Genomic DNA, 22,529 nt, shown 5'->3' on the forward strand with positions numbered 1-22,529 from the left:
AGGCGGGGATCCATACACGCCGACGTAGCGGCTTAAAGGGGGACCCGCGCGTCTGGATCCCCGCCTTCGCGGGGATGACGAAGGAAGGCGGAGGGCGGCTAAACCCTTGCGCCGCCCACTCCACACCGTCATTTCGGGCGGGTGACCGAAGCCCCCCTCCCCGACCGTCTTGCGCGCGCGATCACCCTTGCCGGGCCGATGCCGGTGTCGCAGTTCATGGCCGCCGCCAACGCGCATTATTACGCAACGCGCGACCCGTTCGGCGCGCGCGGCGATTTCGTCACCGCGCCCGAGATCAGCCAGATGTTCGGCGAGCTGATCGGCCTGTGGTGCGCCGATCTGTGGGACCGCGCCGGCCGCCCCGAAGTCGCCTGGGTCGAGCTCGGTCCCGGTCGCGGTACGCTCGCCGCCGATGCGTTGCGCGCGATGGCCAAGGCGGGCCTCGTCCCCGCGGTGCATTTCGTCGAGACCAGCCCCGTCCTCCGCGCCGCGCAGGCCGAGCGCGTGCCGGGCGCGACGTGGCACGACGGCGTCGACACCTTGCCCAGCGACGTCGCGCTGCTCGTCGTCGCCAACGAATTCTTCGACGCCTTGCCGATCCGCCAACTCGTCCGCCGCGGGGAGGGCTGGCACGAACGGCTGGTCGCCTGTCAGGACACGTTGTTCCTGCCGATCGCGGGCAAGGCGGTACCGGTCGCGCTGCTCCCCGAGCCGTTGCGCGACGCCCCCGCCGGATCGGTGCTGGAGATTTCGTCGGCGAGCGTCGCGGTGATGCAGGCGCTCGGCCGCCGCATCGCCGCGCAGGGCGGCGCGCTGGTCGCGATCGATTACGGCTACGAAGGGCCGGCGCTCGGCGAGACGTTGCAGGCGGTGCGCGGCCACGGCTTCGCCAATCCGTTCGAGACGCCGGGCGAGGTGGATCTTTCGGCGCATGTCGACTTCACCACGCTCGCCGCCGCGGCGCAGGCGGCGGGTGCGGTCGCCTGGGGACCGGTGACGCAGCGCGATCTGCTCGGCCAGCTCGGCATCGATGGCCGTGCCACCGCACTCGCCCGCCATGCGCCCGAGCGGACCGAGGCGATCCTCGCCGACCGCGCGCGATTGATGGGAGACATGGGGATGCTGTTCAAGGCGCTGGCGGTGACGCACCACGATTGGCCTACCCCGGCGGCGTTCGGCGCATGACCGCGAGGCTGCGCAACCCGACGGTTGCCGATGCCGAGGCGATCGCCGCATTGATGGCGGATTGCTTCACCGTGACCTTCGGTTCGCTCTACGATCCCGCCGATCTGGCGAGCTTCCTCGATGCGCTGACGGTGGAGAAATGGCGTGCGGAGCTGGCCGACCCCGCCTTCGCCTTCCTGCTCGCCGAGGACGACGGCGCGGCGGTGGGGTTCGCGAAGCTTGGACCGCATTCGCTGCCGGTGACGCCCGCCGGCACGATGATCGAGCTGCGCCAATTGTACCTGCGCGGGTCGCAGCAGGGCAGCGGGCTGGCGGCGCGGATGATGGACTGGGTGATCGCCACCGCGCGGGCGCGTGGCGCAGGCGAGCTGTTCCTGTCGGTCTATGTCGACAACCATCGCGCGCGGCGTTTCTACGAACGCTATGGGTTCGAGGAGATCGGCACCTACACCTTCATGGTCGGCAATCATGCCGACGAGGACCATCTGATGCGGCTCGCACTGTGAGCGTCGAGGTGATCCGCGCGCGCCGCCTCGGCGACGTGCCGCATGGCTTTTTCGGCCGCCGCGGGGGCGTGTCGGACGGCATGGTCGCCGGGCTCAACGCCGGCCTGGGCTCGGCCGACGATCCCGCCGCGGTCGCCGAGAACCGCCGCCTCGCCACGGACGCGGTGCTGCCCGGCGCGGCGCTGCTCGGCCTCTACCAGATCCATTCGGCCGAAGCGGTGGTCGTCACCGCGCCCTATGCCGAGGCGGCGCGGCCGCGGGCGGATGCGCTGGTCACCGACCGGCCGGGGCTGCTGCTGGGTATCCTCACCGCGGATTGCGCGCCGGTGCTGTTCGCCGATCGCGATGCGGGCGTCGTCGCCGCCGCGCATGCCGGCTGGAAGGGTGCGCTCGGCGGCGTCACCGACGCGACGCTCGCCGCGATGGAGACGCGCGGCGCGCGACGCGAGCGGATCATCGCCGCGATCGGACCGTGCATCGCGCGCGCCTCCTACGAGGTCGACGACGGCTTCCTGCGCACCTTCGCCGAAGCCGATGCAGCGAACGAGCGCTTCTTCGCCGATGGCCGCGCGGGCCATCACCAGTTCGATCTCGAAGCCTATGTCGCGCATCGCCTCGCCGCCGCGGGGGTGACGCGGATCGAGGCGCTCGGGCTCGATACCTATGGCGACGAGGAGCGTTTCTACAGCTTCCGCCGTGCGACGCACCGCGGCGAGGCGGATTACGGGCGGCAGATCAGCGTGATCGGCGTTGGGTAAGGATCGCCCTCCTTGTCATCCCGGCGAAAGCCGGGACCCATGGGTGCGGGCGGCCGATGATGCGCACTGTCGCGGACGGCACCGTATCCATAGGTCCCGACTTTCGTCGGGATGACGAACTGGGACGCGTCCGCCCACATCTCCCACCACCAACCGCAAACTGGTGTCATCCGTTACGATCCGCGGCTATGCTCTTCGCCATCAAGGAGAAGACCATGCCCGACGAAGCAGAACTGACCGGCGCCGGCGGCACCCCGAGCCCTGCCGCCACCGACATCGGCGTCGAGAAGATCGGCGACCGCAAGCTGCGCCCCTCGACGATGATGATGGGACACGGCTTCGACCCGGCGCTGTCGGAAGGCGCGCTGAAGCCGCCGATCTTCCTCACCTCGACCTTCGTCTTCCCCAATGCCGCCGCGGGCAAGCGCCATTTCGAGGGCGTCACCGGCAAGCGCCCGGGCGGTGCCGACGGCCTCGTCTATTCGCGCTTCAACGGCCCGAATCAGGAGATCCTCGAAGACCGGCTCGGCATCTGGGAAGAGGCCGAGGATGCGCTCGCCTTCTCCAGCGGCATGTCGGCGATCGCCACGCTGTTCCTCGCGATGACCAAGCCGGGCGACACGATCGTCCACTCCGGCCCGCTCTATGCGGCGACCGAGACGCTGATCGGCCGCATCCTCGGCAAGTTCGGAGTCAAGTGGCTCGACTTCCCCGCCGGCGCGACGCGCGAGGAGATCGACGCGGTGCTGACCGAAGCCAGGACCGGCCATGTCGCGCTGATCTATCTCGAAAGCCCCGCCAACCCGACCAATGCGCTGGTCGATATCGAGGCGGTGGCGGCGAGCCGCGACGCGATCTTCGCCGAGACGCAAGAAAAGCCGCCGATCGCGATCGACAACACCTTCCTCGGGCCGTTGTGGCAGCAGCCGCTGCGCCACGGCGCCGATATCGTCGTCTACAGCCTCACCAAATATGCCGGCGGGCATAGCGATCTCGTCGCGGGCGGCGTGCTCGGCAGCAAGGCGCACATCAACACGATCCGCTCGATGCGCAACACGATCGGCACGATCTGCGATCCGCATACCGCGTGGATGCTGCTGCGCAGCCTCGAGACGCTGGAGCTGCGGATGAGCCGTGCCGGCGAGAATGCGGTCAAGGTCTGCGCCTTCCTGCGCGACCATCCCAAGGTGGAGCGCGTCGGCTATCTCGGCTTCCTGCCCGACACGCCGGGGATGGAGCGCCAGGCCGACATCTACCGCCGCCATTGCACTGGCGCGGGCTCGACCTTCTCGCTGATCGTCAAGGGCGGCGAGGCGGAGGCGTTCCGCTTCCTCGACGCGCTGCGCATCGCCAAGCTCGCGGTATCGCTCGGCGGCACCGAGACGCTCGCCAGCCATCCCGCGGCGATGACGCATCTGTCGGTGCCCGAGGAGCGCAAGGCGGCGCTCGGCATCACCGACAATCTGGTCCGCATCTCGATCGGCGTCGAGGATGCCGACGATCTGATCGCCGACTTCGATCAGGCGCTGAACGCGATCTGATCGGGTCGCGCGGCGGCGCGAAGAAGGGTTTTGCGCGCAGAGGCGCAGAGGGGTTCCGCCCTTCTGCGCCACAGGCGCTCTTCAAAACGGGGGCAAGCCACCCGGATCACCTCGCACGCATTATCTCTGCGTCTTCGCGTCTCTGCGCGAAAATGAATCACGCGAAGGCGCGAAGGCGCGAAGAGGTCGCGTTGCAGGCTGCCTCACCCGTCCTACGGACGTGGAGAACGGGCCACACCCGCGGCGGGCGGGACCCCTTCGCGTCTTCGCGTCTTCGCGCGAACCACACTGCCTTGCCCCGATGCAGCAATGCCACGATTATAAGCGGATGCCCGCGCTTCCCAAATTCACCCATATCGCGCACGACGATTTCGTCGCCGCGGTCCACACGCTCGCCGACGCGGTGCGCGACGACGGCTGGACGCCCGATTTCATCATCGGGATCGGCCGCGGCGGCCTCGCACCGGCGGTCTATCTCAGCCACGCCACCGGCCTGCCGATGCTCTCGGTCGATTATTCCAGCCAGGTCGAGGATTTCGCCGAGGCGCCGCTGGTCCGCCTCGCCGAACGCACGCGTGCTGGCGAGAAACTGCTGTTCGTCGACGACATCAACGATTCGGGCCGGACGATCGGCCATATCCGCAAGACGCTGGCACAGGCCGGCGCGACCGCCGTGGTGCTGCGCTTCGCGACGCTGATCGACAATGCCAGCTCAGCCGAGCGCGTCGATTACGCCGCGCGCACGATCGACCGGTGCGACACCAAGGACTGGTTCGTCTTCCCGTGGGAGGCGGTCGCGCCGCAACAGTCGCTCGCCGCCGACGCCGCCCAAGTCCCCGACCGGATCGCCTGAGCGGCGCTGTGCCGTACCGATCCGCCCTCCCCCGTTCGCCCTGAGCCCGTCGAAGGGCAGACGAGTCTCACCGTGCTTCGACAGGCTCAGCACGAACGGTAGTATCGGAGGGCCAGTTGCCCCAACCTACGGACATTCCCATGACGCCCCATCACGCCCGCCTCGCCGCGCTCCGCGCCGAACTCGCCCGCACCGGGCTCGACGGCTTCGTCGTACCGCTCACCGACGAGCATATGAGCGAATATGTCGGCGCCTATGCGCAGCGGCTCGGCTGGCTGACCGGCTTCGGCGGCTCGGCGGGCAGCGCGGTGGTGCTCGCCGACCGCGCCGCGATCTTCACCGACGGCCGCTATACGTTGCAGGTGCGCGAACAGGTGTCGGGCGACGACTGGGCCTATGTGCCGGTGCCGCAGGAGAGCGTCGCGGGCTGGCTCGCCGCCAACGTCGATGACGGCGCGCGCATCGGCTACGATCCGTGGCTGCACACCGGCGGCTGGGTGAAGGACACCGCCGCCGCGCTCGCCGACCGCGGTGCGACGCTCGTCCCGGTCGCGGCCAATCCAATCGACGCGGTGTGGCACGACCGCCCCGCCCCCTCGCCTGCGAAGCTCGTGCCGCACGACGACGCTTATGCCGGCGAATCCTCCGCCGCCAAGCGCGCCGGCATCGCCGACTGGCTGGCCGACCAGCGCGCCGATGCCGTCGTGCTCACCGCGCTCGATTCGATCGCCTGGACGCTCAACGTCCGCGGCGGCGACGTCGCGCACACGCCGGTCGCTTTGTCCTATGCGATCGTTGGCAGCGACGGCACCACCGACCTGTTCGTCGCCCCAGAGAAGATCGACGACGCGGTGCGCCAGCATCTCGGCAACGCCGTCCGCCTGCACGACCGCAGCGCCTTCGCCGCGGCGCTCGGTGGCTATGCCGGCAAGCGCGTCGCTGCCGATCCCGAGCGCGCCGTCGCCGCGATCTTCGATGCGTTGGGCGCGGCGGGCGCCAGAGTGCTGCCGCTGCGCGACCCCGTCGTGCTCGCCAAGGCGCGCAAGAACCCCGTCGAGGTCGCCGGCCATCGCGCCGCCTCGCTGCGCGACGGCGCCGCGCTCACCCGCTTCCTGCGCTGGGTCGAGACCGAATGCCCCAAGGGCGGCGAGACCGAATTGTCCGCCGCCGCCCGCCTGCTCGCCTTCCGTGAGGAAACCGGGCTGCTGCTCGACACGTCGTTCGACACGATCTCGGCGACCGGCGCGCACGGCGCCAGCCCGCATTATCACGTCACCGAGGAATCGAACGCGCCGATCCGCCCCGGCGAGCTGTTTCTGATCGATTCGGGCGGGCAATATCGCGACGGCACCACCGACGTCACTCGCGTCATGCCGATCGGCGCGCCGACGCCCGAGATGCGCGATCGCTTCACCCGCGTGCTCAAGGGCCATATCGCCATCGCCACCGCGATCTTCCCCGACGGCACCTGCGGCGCGCAGATCGACGGCTTCGCGCGCCGGCCGTTGTGGGAGGCGGGGCTCGACTTCGGCCATGGCACCGGCCACGGCATCGGCAGCTATCTCGCAGTCCATGAGGGGCCGCAGCGGATCGCCGCGCCCAATTACCCCGGCGGCGCCTCGCTCGAGCCGCTGCGCGCGGGCATGATGCTGTCGAACGAGCCGGGCTATTACAAGGCCGGCGAATACGGCATCCGCATCGAGAACCTGCTGCTCACCATCCCGGTGACGATCGCCGGCGGCGATCCCGATCGCGCGATGCTCGGTTTCGAGACGCTCACCTTCGCACCGATCGAGCGGACGCTGATCGACCCCGCGCTGCTCACCCGCGACGAGCGCGACTGGCTCAATGCCTATCATGCCGAAGTGCTCGCCCGCATCGGCCCCGAACTGGCCGCGGACGAGCGCGCCTGGCTTGCGGCGAAATGCGCGCCGCTCGGCTGAGCGGCTATTCGTCGGGCTGGGCAGGCTTTTCCGGAGTATCGGGGGCCGGCGCGGCTTGGGCCGCGGCACGCGCCTGCGCTTTGCGCCGATGCAGGTTCGCCCGCAATTGCGCCGCCAGCCGCTGCGCCCGTTCGTCCTTGTCCGCCATGCGATCTGCCTAGCCGCGACGACAAGCGCTTGACAATGCGTCCCGGGTCGTCTCTAGGCGCACCTCGCCCGAACGGGTCGAGTGCTGCCGTAGCTCAGTGGTAGAGCGCATCCTTGGTAAGGCTGAGGTCGTGAGTTCAATCCTCACCGGCAGCACCATTTTTTCCTGATAGTACCGCCTGTTGGCGGAAGCGGGCCTCGAAAGAGGCTGCTTACAATGGGTCAAAACACGCCATTGTCAGCACATTGTCAGCAAAGTTCGTAGAGCCTCAATTTTTGGGGGTGTACCTGCTGGCTGCCCAAGGCGATCCGCACACCGAGTCGAGGGACCAATTCGGCTTCCGAGCATCCCCTTGGCCGAGGAGGCGAGGCAGAGAGCGTGAGGGTCACGATGGCGGCACGCAGCCCTGCGGGGCGCTACAGGCGCACCTCATAGCAGTGCCTCTGAGGTTACGCCGCCTCGCATGCTGAAAATCCCGTTCCGTTCGGCACGGGCCGGCCGTATCGAATGGCATGGCATTTGGCGTCTTCATCCACCGATCTGATTCGATCTATGACGACACACCGGCCGAGAAGTACCAATTTCCGAAGCAATATCTTGACCGGGCGCGCGCCTGCGTCGGTGACTGGATCGTCTATTACGAGCCACGGAAGGTCATCGGGACGAAGGGCTATCATGCGGTCGCCAACGTCGAACGCATTATCCCCGATCCCTCCACGCCAGGCATGTATCTCGCGCTGATCGAGCCCGGCAGCTATCTCGATTTTGCCATGCCGGTCCCCTTTGCCGACACAAATGGCCCGATCGAGCGCGGCGTGCTCAACGAGGAGGGTCGCATCTCCGGTCGAGCGCAAGCAGCAGTCCGCGGGCTGTCGGCAGGCGACTTCAACCGCATTGTGCAAGCGGGCCTGGCTGAAGGAGACGCGCTCCTGCCACGCACCGATGTCCTATCCGATGCCGCTAGCGTCCGCGAGGAGCGCCTGCCCTTCGGGTTTGACGAGACTCGTGAGCGCGTTTCAAGCCTGGTATCACGGGTGGTCCGCGACCGCGTGTTCCGGCGGATCGTGCTACGCGCCTACGACGAACGCTGCGCGGTGACCGGCCTGAAACTCATCAATGGTGGCGGCCGGGCGGAGGTGGAAGCAGCCCATATCCGCCCGGTCGAGGCAAACGGCCCGGACATCGTCAGCAACGGCATCGCGCTTTCGGGCACCGCGCATTGGATGTTCGACCGAGGCCTAATCGGTCTGGATGACGATATGGGGATCATCATATCTCGTCAGGCAAACGACCCAGACAGCATCCGCTCCGTGGTGAATACGAGCGGACGCATTCTCCTGCCTCCCCGGGAAGCCGATCGACCCCATCCGCAATTTACACGCTGGCATCGCGAGCATTGTTTCAAGAGCTGATCTCGCGGCGAGGCAGACGGTCGCCATTTTGAAGGAAACTGGTGGTTAGCAGAACGGCCGCTTTGAGGCGGCACCCCCATTAGACCTTACCTTCGTTCATAATCCGGTGGCCTCAGCTTGACGCGGGGCACTGCAGCGGCGAAACCCACTCATCAAGGGGGCACAGGAAGTCGTGACGGGAGAAGGGCCTACACCGGTATTTGCAACCGGGTCACAAAACTGCGTTTCAGAGCCGACCGTCGATGTCGTGTTCGTCCATGGCCTGTCTGGTGATCGTCGCACTACCTGGACCGCGAAGGAGGGCGACTTTTGGCCGCAATGGCTCGCGGATAAGTTTGCCGACATCAACGTCTATCTTGCCGGATATGACTCGAGTGCGTTCGCGGGTATATTGCTCGGTAGTGGCGCATCAATCCAGGATCTCGCAACGACGCTTGCCGACGGATTAATCAGCCGGCCGCGCCAAGCCGACAACATCGTTCTCATCACCCATAGTTTGGGTGGTCTCATCGTTAAGCAGATGCTGCGCCGATGTGCCGACTCTGCGGACGTCCGGTTCCAGAACCTTGCCGATAAAATCCGCGCGGTCGTTTTTCTCGGCACGCCGCATCAAGGTGCGCAACTGGCGAACGCGTGCGACATCATTCTCAGGCCGTTTAAAAGCAAGACATCCCAGCAACTCGCATACAGCGGCGCTGACCTCCTCGACCTCAGCAACTTCTTCTCGAACTTTGCAGTGCGCGAAAAGGTTATCGTTCGTCCGTTCTACGAAACCGAAAAGACCTACGGTATACACATCGTGGACCGGGTGACCGCAAACCCGAATGTCTACGGTGCCGAGCCGATCGCGGTCCAGACCAACCATATTGACATCTGTAAACCAAACAACGTTCAGGCGCCCGTTTATCTGTCTGTATGTGAGCTATTGCGGACGCTGCCTCTCGCGGGGCGCAGTTTGGTCGTCGCTAGCTCGGCGACAAGTGGAGCATCGAGTTCGACCGGTCAAAATCTGATGCCTGTCGCGGTGCCACCGGCTATCCAGAACGTAACGGCGGTAAGCGCCGAAATCGCTCTCGCGCCCTCGACCGACATTGCCGCACCCCAGGGCGTGACCTCTGACATCTTGGAAGATTTCGCCTATTTCACAACCATCGCAGCTGATGATCGCCGACCGCTCGACCAAAAGTTGCGCGAGGCGGGCCGCGGCTACCAGATCAAGGATGCCACGCGGCGCAAGGAACGGTTTGCCATGGCGCTTCGCCGCCATATCGCCCAACCTTCGGCTGTCACGCGGTACACGCAGCTATTGGGTGACGTAGAAAGCCGGTTCGCACGGCACATTCGACGGCCGATCAGCGAGGGTGCAACGCTTGCGCAGGTCGATCATGCTATTCAGTCGGACGTGCTCGACCCCTGCGTCCGCCAGTTCTCTCACCCGGGCAGCGAGATTACATCGGCGCTCGTCGACAACGCCCTCTACTATCTAGCAGGCAATTGCCACGTGAGCTGGGATGCATGACCGATCTCCGCATTTGGTATTCGGCGCGAGATCCCTATCACTGCGCGTTCCGTATTGTCCGTTTGCTGACATGGAAGGGAGAGGGCATCCCCATCGACCAGTTGCGGGTGCTCGACATGCTCCTGATGTACCCATCCTTGGCCCTGCGGATGAAGCTTCCGGCGACCGTCCGAGAGAATCTGCGAGCGCTCCGCCTTCCACCTGTCAAAGACCTGTTCGTCAATCTCCCCGGCACTGCGTCGATTTGGCAGGATCTGCAGCTCTACCAGTCGGCGGCGCTCAAGCAGTTGGCTGGTCGGAGCCTCCTAAAGCGAGACGCCCTTCGTGATCGATACGCCTCCTTGGATCAGAGCAACATGCCCGCCTCCCTCCACGATCGGGCAAGCGCGCAAAACGCTGCGCAGTCCGCGTTGATGACCTTCTTGATCACCGACATCGCCAACCTTCCCGCCAGCGGTCCAGATAACATCTTCAAGCGAGCGGGTGTGCCGACCCGGGGGCCGGTCGCATGAGAAGCCAGCTGATCGTTGAGCGCATGCTCGTCTATCAGGCAAGCAATGTCCTGTACGACGAGCGCTTTCACCGCGGCGTCAACATCATCCACGGCTCGAACGGGTCGGGAAAGTCGACACTCGCCGATTTCATTTTCTTCGGCCTTGGCGGCGACCTTCGTGAATGGAAGCCTTATGCGTCACGCGCAGAGGCCGTCATGGTGCAGATCACCACGCCGCAGGGCGTCTTGACCACCCGCCGCTTCGTGTCGAGCGATATCGGCCGACCGATGGATATCTTTTTTGGTCCGATGGAGCAGGCGCTGAGCGCCGGTTCCGATCTTTGGCAAAGCTATCCGTACAGCCGACAGGAGCGCGGCTACAGCTTCAGCCAGATCTTGTTTCGCGCAATCGGACTGCCCGAGGCGATCAGCGACGGCGCCAGCAATCTGACCATGCACCAGATCCTGCGGCTGATCTACGTCGATCAGCTGACGCCGATCCAGCGCATCTTCCGCGTCGACCGTTGGGACACATGGCAAACACGGCAGGCAATCGGCGAGTTGCTCGCGGGCATCGGCGGGTATGAGTTGTACGACCGGCAGATCTTACCTCGGGAAACCGAGAAGAAGTACAAGGACGTCTCCACCGCCTTGACGAACTTGATGGCAGTGGCATCCGGGTACGGCGAACAGATTCTCGTCGAACACATCGAGACCGGCATCGCCAACGCAAGCCAGGAACGCACACGGCTGCTTGCGGCCATCGACGCCTTGAGCGATGAGGATGATGACGGCGCAGCGACGCAGGAGCTGAAGACTGCGCGAGCCGAGGCGCTGAAGGCGTTTAGGACCAGCCGGCGCCGGGTCGTCGACCTGACCGATGCGATCGAGACGCTGGGCTATGAAATCGAGGACGCCGACGCGTTTCTCGAGCACCTCCGCGAATCACTGCGCGATTTCGACGACGCAGCCCTGACCTTCGCGGCGCTGGGACGCCTTGACTTCGAGTTTTGTCCGTCCTGCTTTGCCGTCGTGAGGGAAAAGGCCTCGGACCACTGTCAGCTGTGCAACGAACCGCACGTTCACGGCGCCGACGACTCCCGCACGCTGGCTGTCCGTCTGGATCTGCAGATGCAGCTTCGGGAGTCCACCACCCTTCAGGAAGAACGTCGTGCCGAACTTTCGATCATGACGGCCAATCTGCGCGTCGCGAAGCTCGAACTGCGCCGCGCGACGACCACGATCGAGGTGTCACGCACGGGACCAGCCACGAAAAGGGAAGCCAGCGTTGCCGAACTCAGTCGTAAGGTAGGCTTCATCGATAGCCAGCTTGAGGTGCTTCAAAAGCGGCTTGAGCTTGGCCGCAACATTCGGATTCTGTCGCAGCAGAAGGAAGACCTTAATAACGACGTCACTCGCCTGCGCAAAGAGGTTGAAGCCATCAGCCGGTCACAAGATCAACGGAAGCGCTCGGCCTATACGCTGATTTCCAGCGAGGCCAAGGCAATCCTGGATCGTGATCTCGATGAGCACTCTGATTTCGGTCAGGTAGACCATGTCGACTTTAGCTTTGCCGAGGACTGGATCGCAATTAACAAAGACAAAAACCGGTCGGGCAGCGCCAGCGGGATGGTTGTGCTGAAAAATAGCTTCGCCGCAGCAAATCTTTTTTCGTCGATCGCCGACGCACGCTTCTGCCTGCCGCGATGGATGCTGTTCGACAATATTGAAGACAAAGGGATGGTCGAGGAGCGGTCGTGGAATTTTCAGCGAGTGCTTGTTTCCAGATCAGCGGAAACCGAGCATCTTCATCAAATCATCTTCACTACGTCAAAAATCGCGCCGGAACTGGAGAACAGTGACCTCGTGGTCGGCCGCAAATACACGAAGGTCGCGCCCTCGCTGGCGATTGTCGCGCCCGCAACAAGCAACGGAGCCTGAGGGCAGTCATCGAGGCGTCCGCTTGCGGGCGGCATGGATCCTGACTGAACGGCTGCCCTCTAGGTCCGCGCGGCTCCGAACCTGCCCGACTGGTGTCGACCAGACTTGGTCGTTCGCATTTGTTTTGAGAAAGGTTCGATCCCGCCGAAAGAGGCCGATCATGCTGGTCGGTGCGGACGTCGGCACAAGTGCTCTTTTATGCCGCTCAGCAGGCTAAGCGCCGGGTTTAGAGCCGCCGTTGGTTCATATCCCAAGCGGGGTCGTGCTCGAATGTTTTGTCTCCCGAGCACTCGATCGCGTCGGACCCGTAGTACGGATAGCCGACACGAGCCGGACTGGAGACGAGGATGGCTGACGTGATTGACTCCGGTGACGAAAGCTACCTGGTCAAGCGCTCAGCCGTCACCACTTCCGCCCGTCGTCGTAGGGCTTCCGCTCAGAACAGTGTCATCAGCACGTCGATCCACACGGCCAGCGTGTGCTGAATGGCGTCGACGAGATGGTGCAGCATCGGCGTTTGCTGCCAGACATGATCGCCGGCGCCCTTTCCCAAACCTCCAAGGGCACCGAGCACCAGAGCGCCGGTGGACATCTTGCCCCATTTGCCGAGCGTCGAGGACAGCTTCGACAATCGGGTCTGCGCCAATTGGATTGTCGCCGGGTCTGCGGATGTGATCGCGTTCGGCCTCGCGGCCTGCGCGCGCAGTTCGTCGAGACTTGCCCGGATCTCGCTTATCTCCAGATCGGTGAGGGTGAGCCGATGCTCATCCGGGGGCTGGTTGTGGCCGATCCGAGGCTGCAGGTCCGCGATTTGGGCGAGGATGTGATCGAGCGTATCGATCTGCGCAGGCAGCCGACTGAGCAGAGCAGGAAGATCCGGCTCGTCGTCTTCGGGTGGCTCCTCCTCGTCGGGCTCGTGACGCAGCCCGTAGTCGATGTCTTCGAGGATGGTGTGGGGACCGATCTCGGTTTCGGTCATGTTCTCGATGCCGACTGGATATTCCCAAAGGCCCCAGGTCAACGTGCCTAGCTCCGGATGCTCCAGTTCCGCCTGGTGATGGATCTCGGGACCCATGTTCCGTTCGTCGGCACCGATCGCCTCGAAGTCGAGCTCGTCGGCATCGATCTCGAACACTTCGCCGGTGTCGGCATGCTGGATGCGTGCAGTGCCTGATGCGGCGACGTAGGTCATGCCGCCTTGCTGCCGCAGCGCGCTGGTCAGGACAAGGTCCGTAATCGCAGGCTGCTAGGGTGCTATCTGCTGCACGCTTGCGGAGAGGCGAAGCATTTCATCTGAGGTGAGTGCCAAGTCGGCGGCCATGATGGCCGTCCTGACCTGCTCCGGACTTCGCGCGCCAGGGATGGGCACGACGTTACTGCCGGCAAGAAGTGTCCATGCCAGGGCGACGGCCGCCCGCGATGTCGCATGCGTCGCGGCGATCTCGTCCACGACGGCAAGACGCTCCAAGTTCGCCTTCTTTGCATCGTCTTGGAACTGGGGCATCCGTTCGCGCAGGTCGCCCGGCACCGAGACGTTTCCGGACTTGCCGGTGAGCAGCCCGCGTCCCAGCGGTGCATACGCCATGAACATTGCGCCAGCTTGATCGAGGATCGCGGGCTCGTTCTGCCGCTCCGGACTCGCCAAGGAGAGTTCGTTCTGCATCGCCGCCACGGGAACGGTCCGTCTGAATTTCTCTGCGCGCTCCGGCGCGCTTCCCGAGAGACCGAATGCGGCGATCTTGCCTTCGCGCATTAGATCAGTTGCTATACCAGCGACGACTGCATCGTCTGTCCTCGGATCCGGTCGATGCTGGAGAAGAAGGTCGATCCGCTCCTTGCGAAGTCTCTGCAGCGATGCATCCACGGATGCGCGCACCGTTGCCGGGCTGCTGTCGCGGACGAGGGTGCCATCGCCGCCGGCGGATAGTCCGAATTTCGTGACGACGAAGACGTCGTCGCGGTCTCCGATCGTTCGTCCCAGCAACTCCTCATTGGTACCGTCGGCATAGAGGGCCGCGGTGTCGAAGACCCGTATGCCCCAATCGAGCGCCGCGTGGATGGTGGCCTGAGCCACATCCCCGTCGATGGCGCCGTAGATGCCGGTGAGTGCCATGCAGCCCAAGCCGATCCTGGCAGGGCCGGCTGCGGATACGGCCACGTCGGTGCCTTTACTGTACGGATTCAAGCACCGCTCCGGTGCCGTTCGGCGAACGATATCGCGAGCGCGAGGGCGTCGTCTGCATCGTGTGCCTCGAGCACCTTGGCGTGCGGTGCGACCCGGCTCAGGATGCGGGAGACGGCGACGCCTGCCGCGATGCGGAACTCGTGATCGTCATCGCGGCCGGGGCCTATCGGAATGTCCTGGTCCAGCTGAGTCACGAACGTGAGGTCGTACTCGCCCATCCAGCCTGTACAGATGGCCTCAAGACGCTCCAGGCGTCCGGGCGTCAGGCTTCGACCGGTCACCTCAAGTGCGGCAACGAGATAGCCCAGCGCGTCAGGCACCGGCCTGTCGACGAGGATGACGTCGGCGGAGAGTGAGGCCACCGTCTCCAGCCGGATCGCCTCTGCCATGATCCATGCGGTGCTTTCGAAGGTGTGATCCCTGAGAATGGGAAAGCCCAAGTTACGGGCGTTTACCGCGCTGTCGTGGACGTATTTGGGCAAGAATTTCCGGCGGGTGAGTTCGTCCTCAAGCCGGCGTAGGAAGGTCGTCTTGCCCGTCGAGTGCGTGCCGGCGACAGCGATCTTGCATGGGCGGGACGTCACAGGAGCGAGCCCTGCTGGACGCGGAGGATGTCGGCGTCATCCATGACGGCCTGGCGCTCGGCCTCGGATAGCGGTGCGAGGAGATGTTCGAGCAGGATTGCTGAGAGGGCTGCGTCGAACGGGGCGGAGTGGGAGCCTCCACCCGTCGCGGCGCCTGCCGCGTCGAGCAGACCGAGCGTGCTTCCGAGGTGCTCCAAGCCGTGCTTCTTCTCGTTGGGCAGCAGCCGGCGCGCGATGCGGAGCGTGTCGAACGCGGCGGAAGGTTTCCAGTCCTCCATCGCTCGTCCGATGATCTCGAGTTCGACGCGGACGTTGTGTCCAACGATCGGGGCATCCTCCAGCCATTCTAGAACGTCGTCGATGACGTCTTCGATTTCGGGTGCGTCAGCGACGTCGCGCTCCCAGATTCCGTGGATCCGCGACACGATGGGGGTGATCCCACCCTTGGGCCTGAATCGCCAGTGCTTCTGGCGGCCGGTCAGCTGCAGCGCCTCCATCTCGACGATGGCGAGTTCGACGATTTCGGGCGGCGATCCGCCGTTGCCCTCTACGTCGACCGCCCACATGCGCTGGTTCATTCCCATCCCTCCTCGGCGCGTCCATGCCGCCCCGGCAGGTGCGGGTGCAACCTGTCGTGTACTTGGAAGCCGGTGGCGTGCTGGATGAAGTAGCGCTGCTGCTCGGTGCTGTCGTCGACGAGGATGCGCCCGTTTGCGATCTCGATCGTTCCGGTGGCGAGCCCGGCTTCGCCCGCCAGAGCGGCGATCAGCTCTCGTGACGGCTCTGCATGTGCGGCCGCGCAGATGTCGACCTGTCTCGCCGGACAGATGTCGCAGACGCTCTCGATCCCGAGGTGGCCGTTGTAGTCGGCGATGCCGTGCGCATAGGCGACGGCGCACGACGTCTTTCGGAAGATCGGCTGATCGCTGAACGCGTCGAGGATATTTCGCTCGACGAGGCGCGGCATGATCTTGCGCCTGGGGGCGCTGTCGTAGAGGTCGGGCACACCGATCGAACGCATGTGCGCCCTTATCTGGTCCCGGTGGAAGAGGCCGGTGAAGACGGTGGCATCGGCAAGCCGGGCGAGCTTGCGGGCCCGTCCGATCACGTCGTCGCCATCATTGATGCCGGCGATGATCGGGCGCCAGTAGAGGATCCGCTTCGTCCTGACTGCGTGGGCGGCGAGCGTCGCGAGCGACTTCTCCGCGACGGTGCCGTCTATCGGCTCGATGCGAGCGTCGTCTATACCCGACCAGGTTACCAGAACGGTCAACTTGAGGTTGGTCAGGCTCTCCATGCGCTCGACATCGTCGGCGTCAACACGCCAACGGCTGATGACGAGAACGGGATTCGTGAGGCCTTGGCCATCAAGAAGCTCGAGCGTCCTTTGGAGATGCTCCTTCACGCGCGGCAGGAAGGGATCGGTCGCCCTGTTGAAGATCTGAATCGGTGTCTGGTGCGGTCGGAACGCCCAGTGTTTGGTGAGGGCGACGACCGCGGCTTCGTCGTCCATGACGAGGTGAGGCTTCTTCATGTCGTAGTTGTCGAACAGGTGACGAACGCAATAGGCGCAGTCGAGCGGACAGCCGACCACATGGTTTAGGCTAAGACCCGACTTTCGATACTCGACCACTTCCCGCAGCGTCACCGGCAGATCTACCGGCGCCGTGCGCAACCCTTTGATGCTACGAGCCATATGTCTGACCACCCCCACTCACGCCGATCACACGCGCGATCACACTTGCGATGGAAATCAACGCGAAGCGACCTCAGAGCTCGCGAACTTGTTTCACGATCGAACGACGGCTTCCAGCATTCTTTGTCCAAGGCCCGTCGGTCAGCAAGGGGCCCGGCTTGCGTCCTTCTGCGATGTCGGTAGGACAAACGCCGAACGTCCGTTCCCGACAGGAGCTACTGTGCGAATGTCGCCTGCGAACAGGAGCAAAGTCCCAATTTACGCGGACCCGGACGCTCGACAACCCTCTGACGACGTACAATTCAATCTACATTGACGAACGTCCGAAGCTGGGAAGCGATAAGGGTGGGCTAAACGACCGGTTGTGGGGGTTTGCGGTGCGCTGTCCCGTGATAGGGACCACAGCGCCATACCGGGGTGAGTACCTCCGTGGTCTAAGCGGCGGCGCATCCCCCGGCTAAATGTAGTGGCGAAACGGCAGCGGAGGCGCCGTAACGGTGCGCGGCGACGCCATCAGGATTTCCCCCACTCGGTCGGCGAATTTCAGCGTAACCGGCAGCGCGCTCGAGAAGTCGCACGCGTTGTAGTTCACCTTGGTAAGGCCGAGCACGTCGGTAAGGACCTGCGTGATGTCCCCGTCGCCGTGTGTGATCTCGACGGTGAGTGGCTTGGGGGTCTCGAAACCCTGATAGGCGGCGAGTCTAGGAACATAGCCGCGGGTCCAGAGAAAGCCGTTTCGGCGATCGACGACGAGCGCTGTGCCTCTCAGCACCGGGGTCGAGGCGGACGGCCGGAACAGGCGGACGTCGTCCTGCTGCTTTATCCGCACGCCGACCAGTTCGGTCTCGCTGGGTACGGCCCCGGCGAAACCAGCCCATTCCGCGTCGGAAAACCTGTGGCGTCCGTGGATGAACAATTGGCTCGGCGGCTTTCCGTGCTTGAGTCGGTAACCCTCGACTACAGATATCATCAGGGCGCCGGCCGCGCTTTCGGAGAGATGATATTCTCTGGTCTTGTCGGAGTACCAAGGACCGAGTGCGCCACGGAAGACGAGCCCATCGCCCGAGTTGAGGAACATCTGCGCTGCGCAGCAGGCTTCTCCGGTGGCCGCCGGCGTGTCGTCATTCTTGAAGACGAGGCCGACGTAGCAGACGCCCGCTCGCACGTCGGCGAGTGCCCACGGCTTTGCGTCCAATTTAAAGTAGAGCGTCGTGCAGAAGTTCCAGGCGACGGTAGCTTCATCCTGAAGGCCGCGTCGCCGGTCGCTCGCAAGGGCGAGGCTGCGATCGACCAGGGTGCTCTCTAGGACGAGCTGGAGCACAACGCCGTCCTGCAGCAGCTCCGCCTTGAGCTGGTGGTGGAAGTTGCTCGAGAAAAGATAGGTTTCCGCGTCGCGCATGGTGTCGGGGAAGAGGTCCCCGCCCTGTTGGAAGAAGCGCTTCGCTTCCCTTGAGGATAGGATTGCAGATTGCGTCCGCTCGTCCCGTGGAGGCGGTGCCACCTGCGGCCGCCCGTATCGGTAGACCACGTCGGGCACCACGACGAGCCAGACATCCGGCCGCCGCTCCTCGTTGCGCAGGTGCGCGCGTATCGCCTCAGCGAACAGGAGAACGGTGGAACGCACCGCGTCGGAGCGGTTGCTCTTCTTGATGCAACGTTCGATTTCGCTTCCGGTCAAACCGATCTCGACCATCGCATGCTTCGGCATCGCGACGTCGAACGTCGTCTCGAACCCCGGCCAGTCCGGGGCCCAGGTCGTCGGGTGACCCTGCCGGTTCGCCTTCCCGGGGATGTGCACGCCGATCCGCTCGAGCCAACGCCGGGAAAGACCGGCGCCGCTGTCCGTGCCCACGACGCCGATCCGCACCTGCGAGCGTCCCTCCGTCCCCTCCAGCGGGCCGAAGAGGAAGAGCCCGTCCTTTGGTGCCTCCATCCGTTGGCCGTGGCCGAACTCGAGCAGTGGCTCGGGGATCCGAAGACTTTGCATGGTCATTCCTGGACCTCCTCGATCCGGTCCTCGACCTCGTCGAAGTCGGAGTCGTATTCCTCCGAAAGCTCGATCCGTCCTGACGCATCCTCCTCTGCGGGGCGCTCCTCCTCAGCTGCGAAGCTCACTGGAGAAGTGAACCTAATCGGCATGCTAGCGACACCGAGTCGCTCGCCAGCCGCGCCCAGGTCAAGCTCGCCAACTGACTCCGCTAGCCAGCCCATCGCGGCCAGGAGCATGTCTCGCCACTTGTCGTTGAACCAGGATCTAGTCAGCCGCAGCCGGATCCGCTGTAGCTGCTCTCCCGGAAGCGGTGCGCGGCCGTCCGTGGTGACCGCGACGTTGGCGTGGACGCGGAATAGCGGGCTGGGCCACAGCTTCGGTTGCGCCACTAGGCATAGGTGCCAGCGGCGATCCTTGAACTTGCCACTCAGCATGCGTTGAACGCGAGTGCCTTCGGGTAGGGTTATCTTGACCTGTCCGTCGATGAGGCCGTCAGGGAAGAACCAGCCCCTCGCGCCGGACGCGAACGTGACGGGAAGCAGGCCGCGACGGTGCATCGCCATGTCCCAATGCTGGCGCAGTAGGTTGACAACGATGCGTCGCGCGTCACGGTTCGTGCCAAAGCTGCGGCCGTAGTTGCCGTCGACCACAGAGTTGAAGGGAAAACAGGCGCGTGCCTTCAGCGGCGGAGCCATATTGTCGAGCGCGGTAATTGCGTCGGTTCCGCAGAACGCGATGACACCGCCCTCATGAAGCACGTGCGGGACTCGAGTGAACTCGCTCCACGCGGCCACTTGCCCGCTGGTCCCCTTGCCGTCGAGAACCCAAACATCAGGCCGTGCGGCGAGTTCGAACCAGTTGCTGAACAGGTCCTCCGGCTCCTCGACGATGCGCTTACGGCCCTCCTCCTGTGCCGTGATGATGGCTTCCAGCGAAGCGGCGTCGGCAGTGGCGACCCGTGGGACGTTGGCGTCCTCGAGGGTTTCGAAGAGCGGAGCAAGGGATGCAGCCCAGTTCGGGTGGGCATTGATCGCGTTAAGTCTCAAAATCTCGGTCGGGAAGTCGCCGAAGTCGACGTCGGCAACTCGAACGGGGATCATGAATCCGGCATCGCCGAGTTTCCGGCCCATCAGGTCGCCAAGCGCGAGCTCCTTCTTAACGCCCTGCTTTCCGATATGCTGGGACACCAGCACGATCTGCTTGACCGCCTCATGACGCAGAACGTGTTCGATGCTGTCCCAGAAGTCCTCCCCTCCACGGAGTGCCCGCACATCGACCCAGGTCCTGTAACCTGCGCTCGTGAGCCGCGCGGCGAGCCACCGCGCGAACCGGTTGTCCTCCGGATTTGCGTGCGTGATCAAGATGGTGGTTCGCGGCGTTGCGGGTGCTGGCGTGTCGACGATGATCAGATGTCCTGCGACTGGTGGGGAGGAATGGCAGGCTAGCATGCGGACCATCGAAGGGAAGTGTTCTCCTGCTGTTCGGTGGCCACCCATGGTCAGTAACGCGTTTCAGCGGTGTCGCGCGACAATTCTCGAGCGGTGCAATCGCGACCCGCTATCCAAGCTGCTGGCCGTGAACTTTGAGCGGGCAGGCCCTTAAATGTCGAGGGGGTGGGCGCAATCCGCCCTCCACCCCGCCGAGGGAGCCTATTCTAACTGCCAGCGGCCTCGGAGATCGAGATGAACGAACGGCAAAAGGTGGGAAGCCGACGAGGCGCTCTGAATGACCGGTAGTGGGTCTTGTCGTGACGGAAGGGTGGGACAGTCCGCATCCGCCCAGAGCTGGTCACTCAGGACATTTATACGCTTTCCTCAAACGACCGTTGGTTCAGGTGCCTGTCGAGGCGACTTCGTTGGCTCAATCAGAAAAACCTGTGCCAGATGCACGCCCGCGCAAAGCTGCGCTATCCGTCCAAAGAAATTGATACAGGGTAGTGACGGCGGCTACGATAGCGCGCGTAGCTCGATGTAGCGGAGTAATTGATTTGGCGAAATTTTCGATTGATGCGCCTGAACTCCTGACGCCACTGGGGGATTTTCAGCCGGAAAATTTATCGTTCGAGGCAACGCTCAATGCGCACGGGCTCTACACAACCGAGGAGTTCGTGCTCAGGCTTAGCCCGCGCGTTCACGAATTAGTTGATGCGATCACCTGTGGCGAAACCGATGGCTACGACCGCGCTGATCTCGTCCGCGCTTATTCAACCTATCTCCACGAAACAATTCATTGGTGGCAGCATGTTGGTTCGACGTCAGGCCTTATTCTCAGCCTAGCTCTGCCGACACAATGCTTGTCCAGCATGGGTGCACTTAAGACGACTTTGGAACGCTTAGGCGCGCGAAAGCCGCTAAAGCACTGGGCTGTTAGGGTAGAGTCCGGTATAGAAAAAGGCGACATCATTGCCTTGGGGGCAGCCAACGAGGCGATCAACAACATGGTCGACCTCGACTTCTACAAGAAATTTCAGTTTAATCCGCTGAAGGTGCAGTCCCTTTACCAAAGTCCTTATTTTGAGTCGGTCGGCCACATATATCATATTGCCTACATGACGGTGCTGGAAGCGATCAAGGATTCCTGCGGGCTGGCTAGCAACGCGCTCGCGGATTTGAGCAAATGGAACGATCGTTACGAAGCGCTACGCGACGCACGACATGAGGGGTTCTACCCGGAGTCGCCAATCCGCCGTGCTCGAGTGGGCCTTCGCGACATCTTTGAAGGGCAAGCTCGACTAACGCAGGTCCAATTTCTTGCGGCATCCGGCGGTCCCTCGGAATGGGAAAGCTACGAAAAGGAAGGATTCTTCGCCGGACCGTACATTACGGCATTCGATGAATTTGCCCGCCTCACAGGGGTATCGAGACCCTCTAAAGTCAATGACTCGGTCGTCGCACTCTTCCTGCTGATTTGCGATATGTCCATCAATCCGTACGGCGGTCTGCCTTTCGATATTGACTACCACGAGAACCTAATTCGCGACCTCGACCCCGGTGCGCGTTTTACATACCTTTCCGAAGCTGCTGCAGCCGAGCCGGAGTTATTCGTTACGATAAAAAGCTTCTCAGCCGATGAATATTGGGACGTCTCCGGACGCCTCGCTACGTCCTGTGGTTACATCACACCGCTGGCCGGGCTGAAGGCTATTCGCGATCTTGCCGAAAATGATCCGGGCGCTCGACTTCTTTTGAAAGAGCGGAGTACTTTCGAGTTCAGTCAACAAAATATGCCAGTTCGAGTTATGATGGCTGGCTTTCTGGCATTCTCGGAGGACAAGCTATCGACGCCAGAATTTGCCTGTTGGCCAGGCGTCTACGCAGCAGGAGGCGATATCGCGCCCCAGCATCAGCGTTTCTTCACCAATCACCTCTCGCTGTTCTCAGATCGGGGTGATACAGAACAAGTTTTTCCGCGTGATTTCCCGGGGAAGTCACCAGGCGCAATCAAAGCAACGCTTGATGGATTCTTCGGATCATTGATGCTCTACGACCTCGCGCATCAGTGGGCTCTGCGGGACGGCACCTTTCAGTTTGAGTACCGTTGGCTTACGGGCCGAAGTTCGCATGATGAACTAACCGATTGGGTGAAGCGAACGTTCAAAGCCCAATTTGGTGTCGGCATCGACGACTTTGAACTATGTAAAAGCCCATGAATATCGTGGTTCAACGTACCGTCCGGCCTTGGACCGCCAGGCGTAAATTTAAAACAGATAGCCGCCGCCATATTCTGCGAAAACCCAAAGCCTAAGTCATTGGCGGTGGAGGTGAAGACGTACTCC

General features: G+C 63.5%; 19 protein-coding genes and 1 tRNA gene. 12 read left to right on the plus strand and 8 right to left on the minus strand.

Translation table 11 applies throughout. The features are described 5' to 3' along the window. Positions 1-198: 198 nt before the first annotated feature. The 6 genes from AC07U4_RS08340 (at position 199) to AC07U4_RS08365 (ending at position 6,786) form a co-directional block, all read left to right on the plus strand. Complete coding sequence (locus AC07U4_RS08340; protein ID WP_495195835.1) at positions 199-1,185, plus strand: class I SAM-dependent methyltransferase; 987 nt, start codon at positions 199-201, stop codon at positions 1,183-1,185. Continuing rightward, on the plus strand, positions 1,182-1,691 hold the full coding sequence (locus tag AC07U4_RS08345) for a GNAT family N-acetyltransferase (protein WP_495195097.1): 510 nt from the start codon (positions 1,182-1,184) through the stop codon (positions 1,689-1,691). The genes AC07U4_RS08340 and AC07U4_RS08345 overlap by 4 nt, the downstream gene beginning before the upstream one ends. Next, the gene (gene pgeF / locus AC07U4_RS08350; protein WP_495195098.1) at positions 1,688-2,449 is read left to right on the plus strand and encodes a peptidoglycan editing factor PgeF; all 762 of its coding nucleotides are present in this window, start codon (positions 1,688-1,690) and stop codon (positions 2,447-2,449) included. Before AC07U4_RS08345 ends, pgeF begins: the two co-directional genes overlap by 4 nt. 215 nt (positions 2,450-2,664) lie before the next feature. Further along, positions 2,665-3,990, plus strand: coding sequence for a cystathionine gamma-synthase family protein (locus AC07U4_RS08355; protein ID WP_495195099.1), 1,326 nt, complete (start codon positions 2,665-2,667; stop codon positions 3,988-3,990). A gap of 328 nt (positions 3,991-4,318) precedes the next feature. Beyond that, on the plus strand, positions 4,319-4,843 hold the full coding sequence (locus AC07U4_RS08360) for a phosphoribosyltransferase (protein ID WP_495195100.1): 525 nt from the start codon (positions 4,319-4,321) through the stop codon (positions 4,841-4,843). Between the two features lie 140 nt (positions 4,844-4,983). Further along, positions 4,984-6,786 (plus strand): aminopeptidase P family protein, encoded by a 1,803-nt coding sequence (locus AC07U4_RS08365; protein WP_495195101.1) that lies wholly within the window; start codon positions 4,984-4,986, stop codon positions 6,784-6,786. Positions 6,787-6,790: 4 nt separating this feature from the next. Here the strand turns inward: AC07U4_RS08365 and AC07U4_RS08370 are convergent, their stop codons facing one another. Continuing rightward, positions 6,791-6,934, minus strand: coding sequence for a hypothetical protein (locus tag AC07U4_RS08370; protein ID WP_495195102.1), 144 nt, complete (start codon positions 6,932-6,934; stop codon positions 6,791-6,793). Positions 6,935-7,017: 83 nt separating this feature from the next. Between AC07U4_RS08370 and AC07U4_RS08375 the strand changes: the two genes are divergently transcribed. The 5 genes from AC07U4_RS08375 (at position 7,018) to AC07U4_RS08395 (ending at position 12,299) form a co-directional block, all read left to right on the plus strand. Next, positions 7,018-7,092, plus strand: a tRNA-Thr gene (locus tag AC07U4_RS08375). A gap of 354 nt (positions 7,093-7,446) precedes the next feature. Next, positions 7,447-8,346, plus strand: coding sequence for an HNH endonuclease (locus tag AC07U4_RS08380; RefSeq protein ID WP_495195103.1), 900 nt, complete (start codon positions 7,447-7,449; stop codon positions 8,344-8,346). Between the two features lie 172 nt (positions 8,347-8,518). Beyond that, positions 8,519-9,865, plus strand: a complete 1,347-nt coding sequence (locus AC07U4_RS08385; RefSeq protein ID WP_495195104.1) for an ABC-three component system protein — start codon at positions 8,519-8,521, stop codon at positions 9,863-9,865. Continuing rightward, complete coding sequence (locus AC07U4_RS08390; RefSeq protein ID WP_495195105.1) at positions 9,862-10,377, plus strand: ABC-three component system middle component 5; 516 nt, start codon at positions 9,862-9,864, stop codon at positions 10,375-10,377. The genes AC07U4_RS08385 and AC07U4_RS08390 overlap by 4 nt, the downstream gene beginning before the upstream one ends. After that, entirely contained in the window at positions 10,374-12,299 is a 1,926-nt protein-coding gene (locus AC07U4_RS08395) for an ATP-binding protein (protein WP_495195106.1), read from the plus strand. The genes AC07U4_RS08390 and AC07U4_RS08395 overlap by 4 nt, the downstream gene beginning before the upstream one ends. Positions 12,300-12,735: 436 nt before the next feature. On the opposite strand, the gene AC07U4_RS08400 is transcribed toward AC07U4_RS08395, so the two are convergent. The 7 genes from AC07U4_RS08400 to AC07U4_RS08430 all read right to left on the minus strand — a co-directional run bounded on the left by AC07U4_RS08400 (position 12,736) and on the right by AC07U4_RS08430 (position 20,211). Beyond that, entirely contained in the window at positions 12,736-13,491 is a 756-nt protein-coding gene (locus tag AC07U4_RS08400) for a hypothetical protein (RefSeq protein ID WP_495195107.1), read from the minus strand. A gap of 54 nt (positions 13,492-13,545) precedes the next feature. Continuing rightward, positions 13,546-14,457: an aldo/keto reductase gene (locus tag AC07U4_RS08405; RefSeq protein ID WP_495195108.1), complete on the minus strand. Its 912-nt coding sequence runs from the start codon at positions 14,455-14,457 to the stop codon at positions 13,546-13,548. Positions 14,458-14,480: 23 nt separating this feature from the next. Then, positions 14,481-15,068 (minus strand): AAA family ATPase, encoded by a 588-nt coding sequence (locus AC07U4_RS08410; RefSeq protein WP_495195109.1) that lies wholly within the window; start codon positions 15,066-15,068, stop codon positions 14,481-14,483. Beyond that, positions 15,065-15,646: a 3'-5' exonuclease gene (locus AC07U4_RS08415; RefSeq protein ID WP_495195110.1), complete on the minus strand. Its 582-nt coding sequence runs from the start codon at positions 15,644-15,646 to the stop codon at positions 15,065-15,067. Before AC07U4_RS08415 ends, AC07U4_RS08410 begins: the two co-directional genes overlap by 4 nt. Next, positions 15,643-16,764 carry a hypothetical protein gene (locus AC07U4_RS08420; protein ID WP_495195111.1) on the minus strand — a complete coding sequence of 374 codons (1,122 nt, stop codon included), beginning with the start codon at positions 16,762-16,764 and terminating at the stop codon, positions 15,643-15,645. Before AC07U4_RS08420 ends, AC07U4_RS08415 begins: the two co-directional genes overlap by 4 nt. 457 nt (positions 16,765-17,221) lie before the next feature. Continuing rightward, the gene (locus AC07U4_RS08425) at positions 17,222-18,757 is read right to left on the minus strand and encodes an argonaute/piwi family protein (protein ID WP_495195112.1); all 1,536 of its coding nucleotides are present in this window, start codon (positions 18,755-18,757) and stop codon (positions 17,222-17,224) included. Next, positions 18,754-20,211 carry a toll/interleukin-1 receptor domain-containing protein gene (locus tag AC07U4_RS08430; RefSeq protein WP_495195113.1) on the minus strand — a complete coding sequence of 486 codons (1,458 nt, stop codon included), beginning with the start codon at positions 20,209-20,211 and terminating at the stop codon, positions 18,754-18,756. Before AC07U4_RS08430 ends, AC07U4_RS08425 begins: the two co-directional genes overlap by 4 nt. A gap of 530 nt (positions 20,212-20,741) precedes the next feature. Between AC07U4_RS08430 and AC07U4_RS08435 the strand changes: the two genes are divergently transcribed. Continuing rightward, entirely contained in the window at positions 20,742-22,403 is a 1,662-nt protein-coding gene (locus tag AC07U4_RS08435; protein WP_495195114.1) for a hypothetical protein, read from the plus strand. Positions 22,404-22,529: the final 126 nt, after the last annotated feature.

It is taken from the genome of Sphingomonas sp. GW821-FHT02B09, from assembly GCF_059421875.1.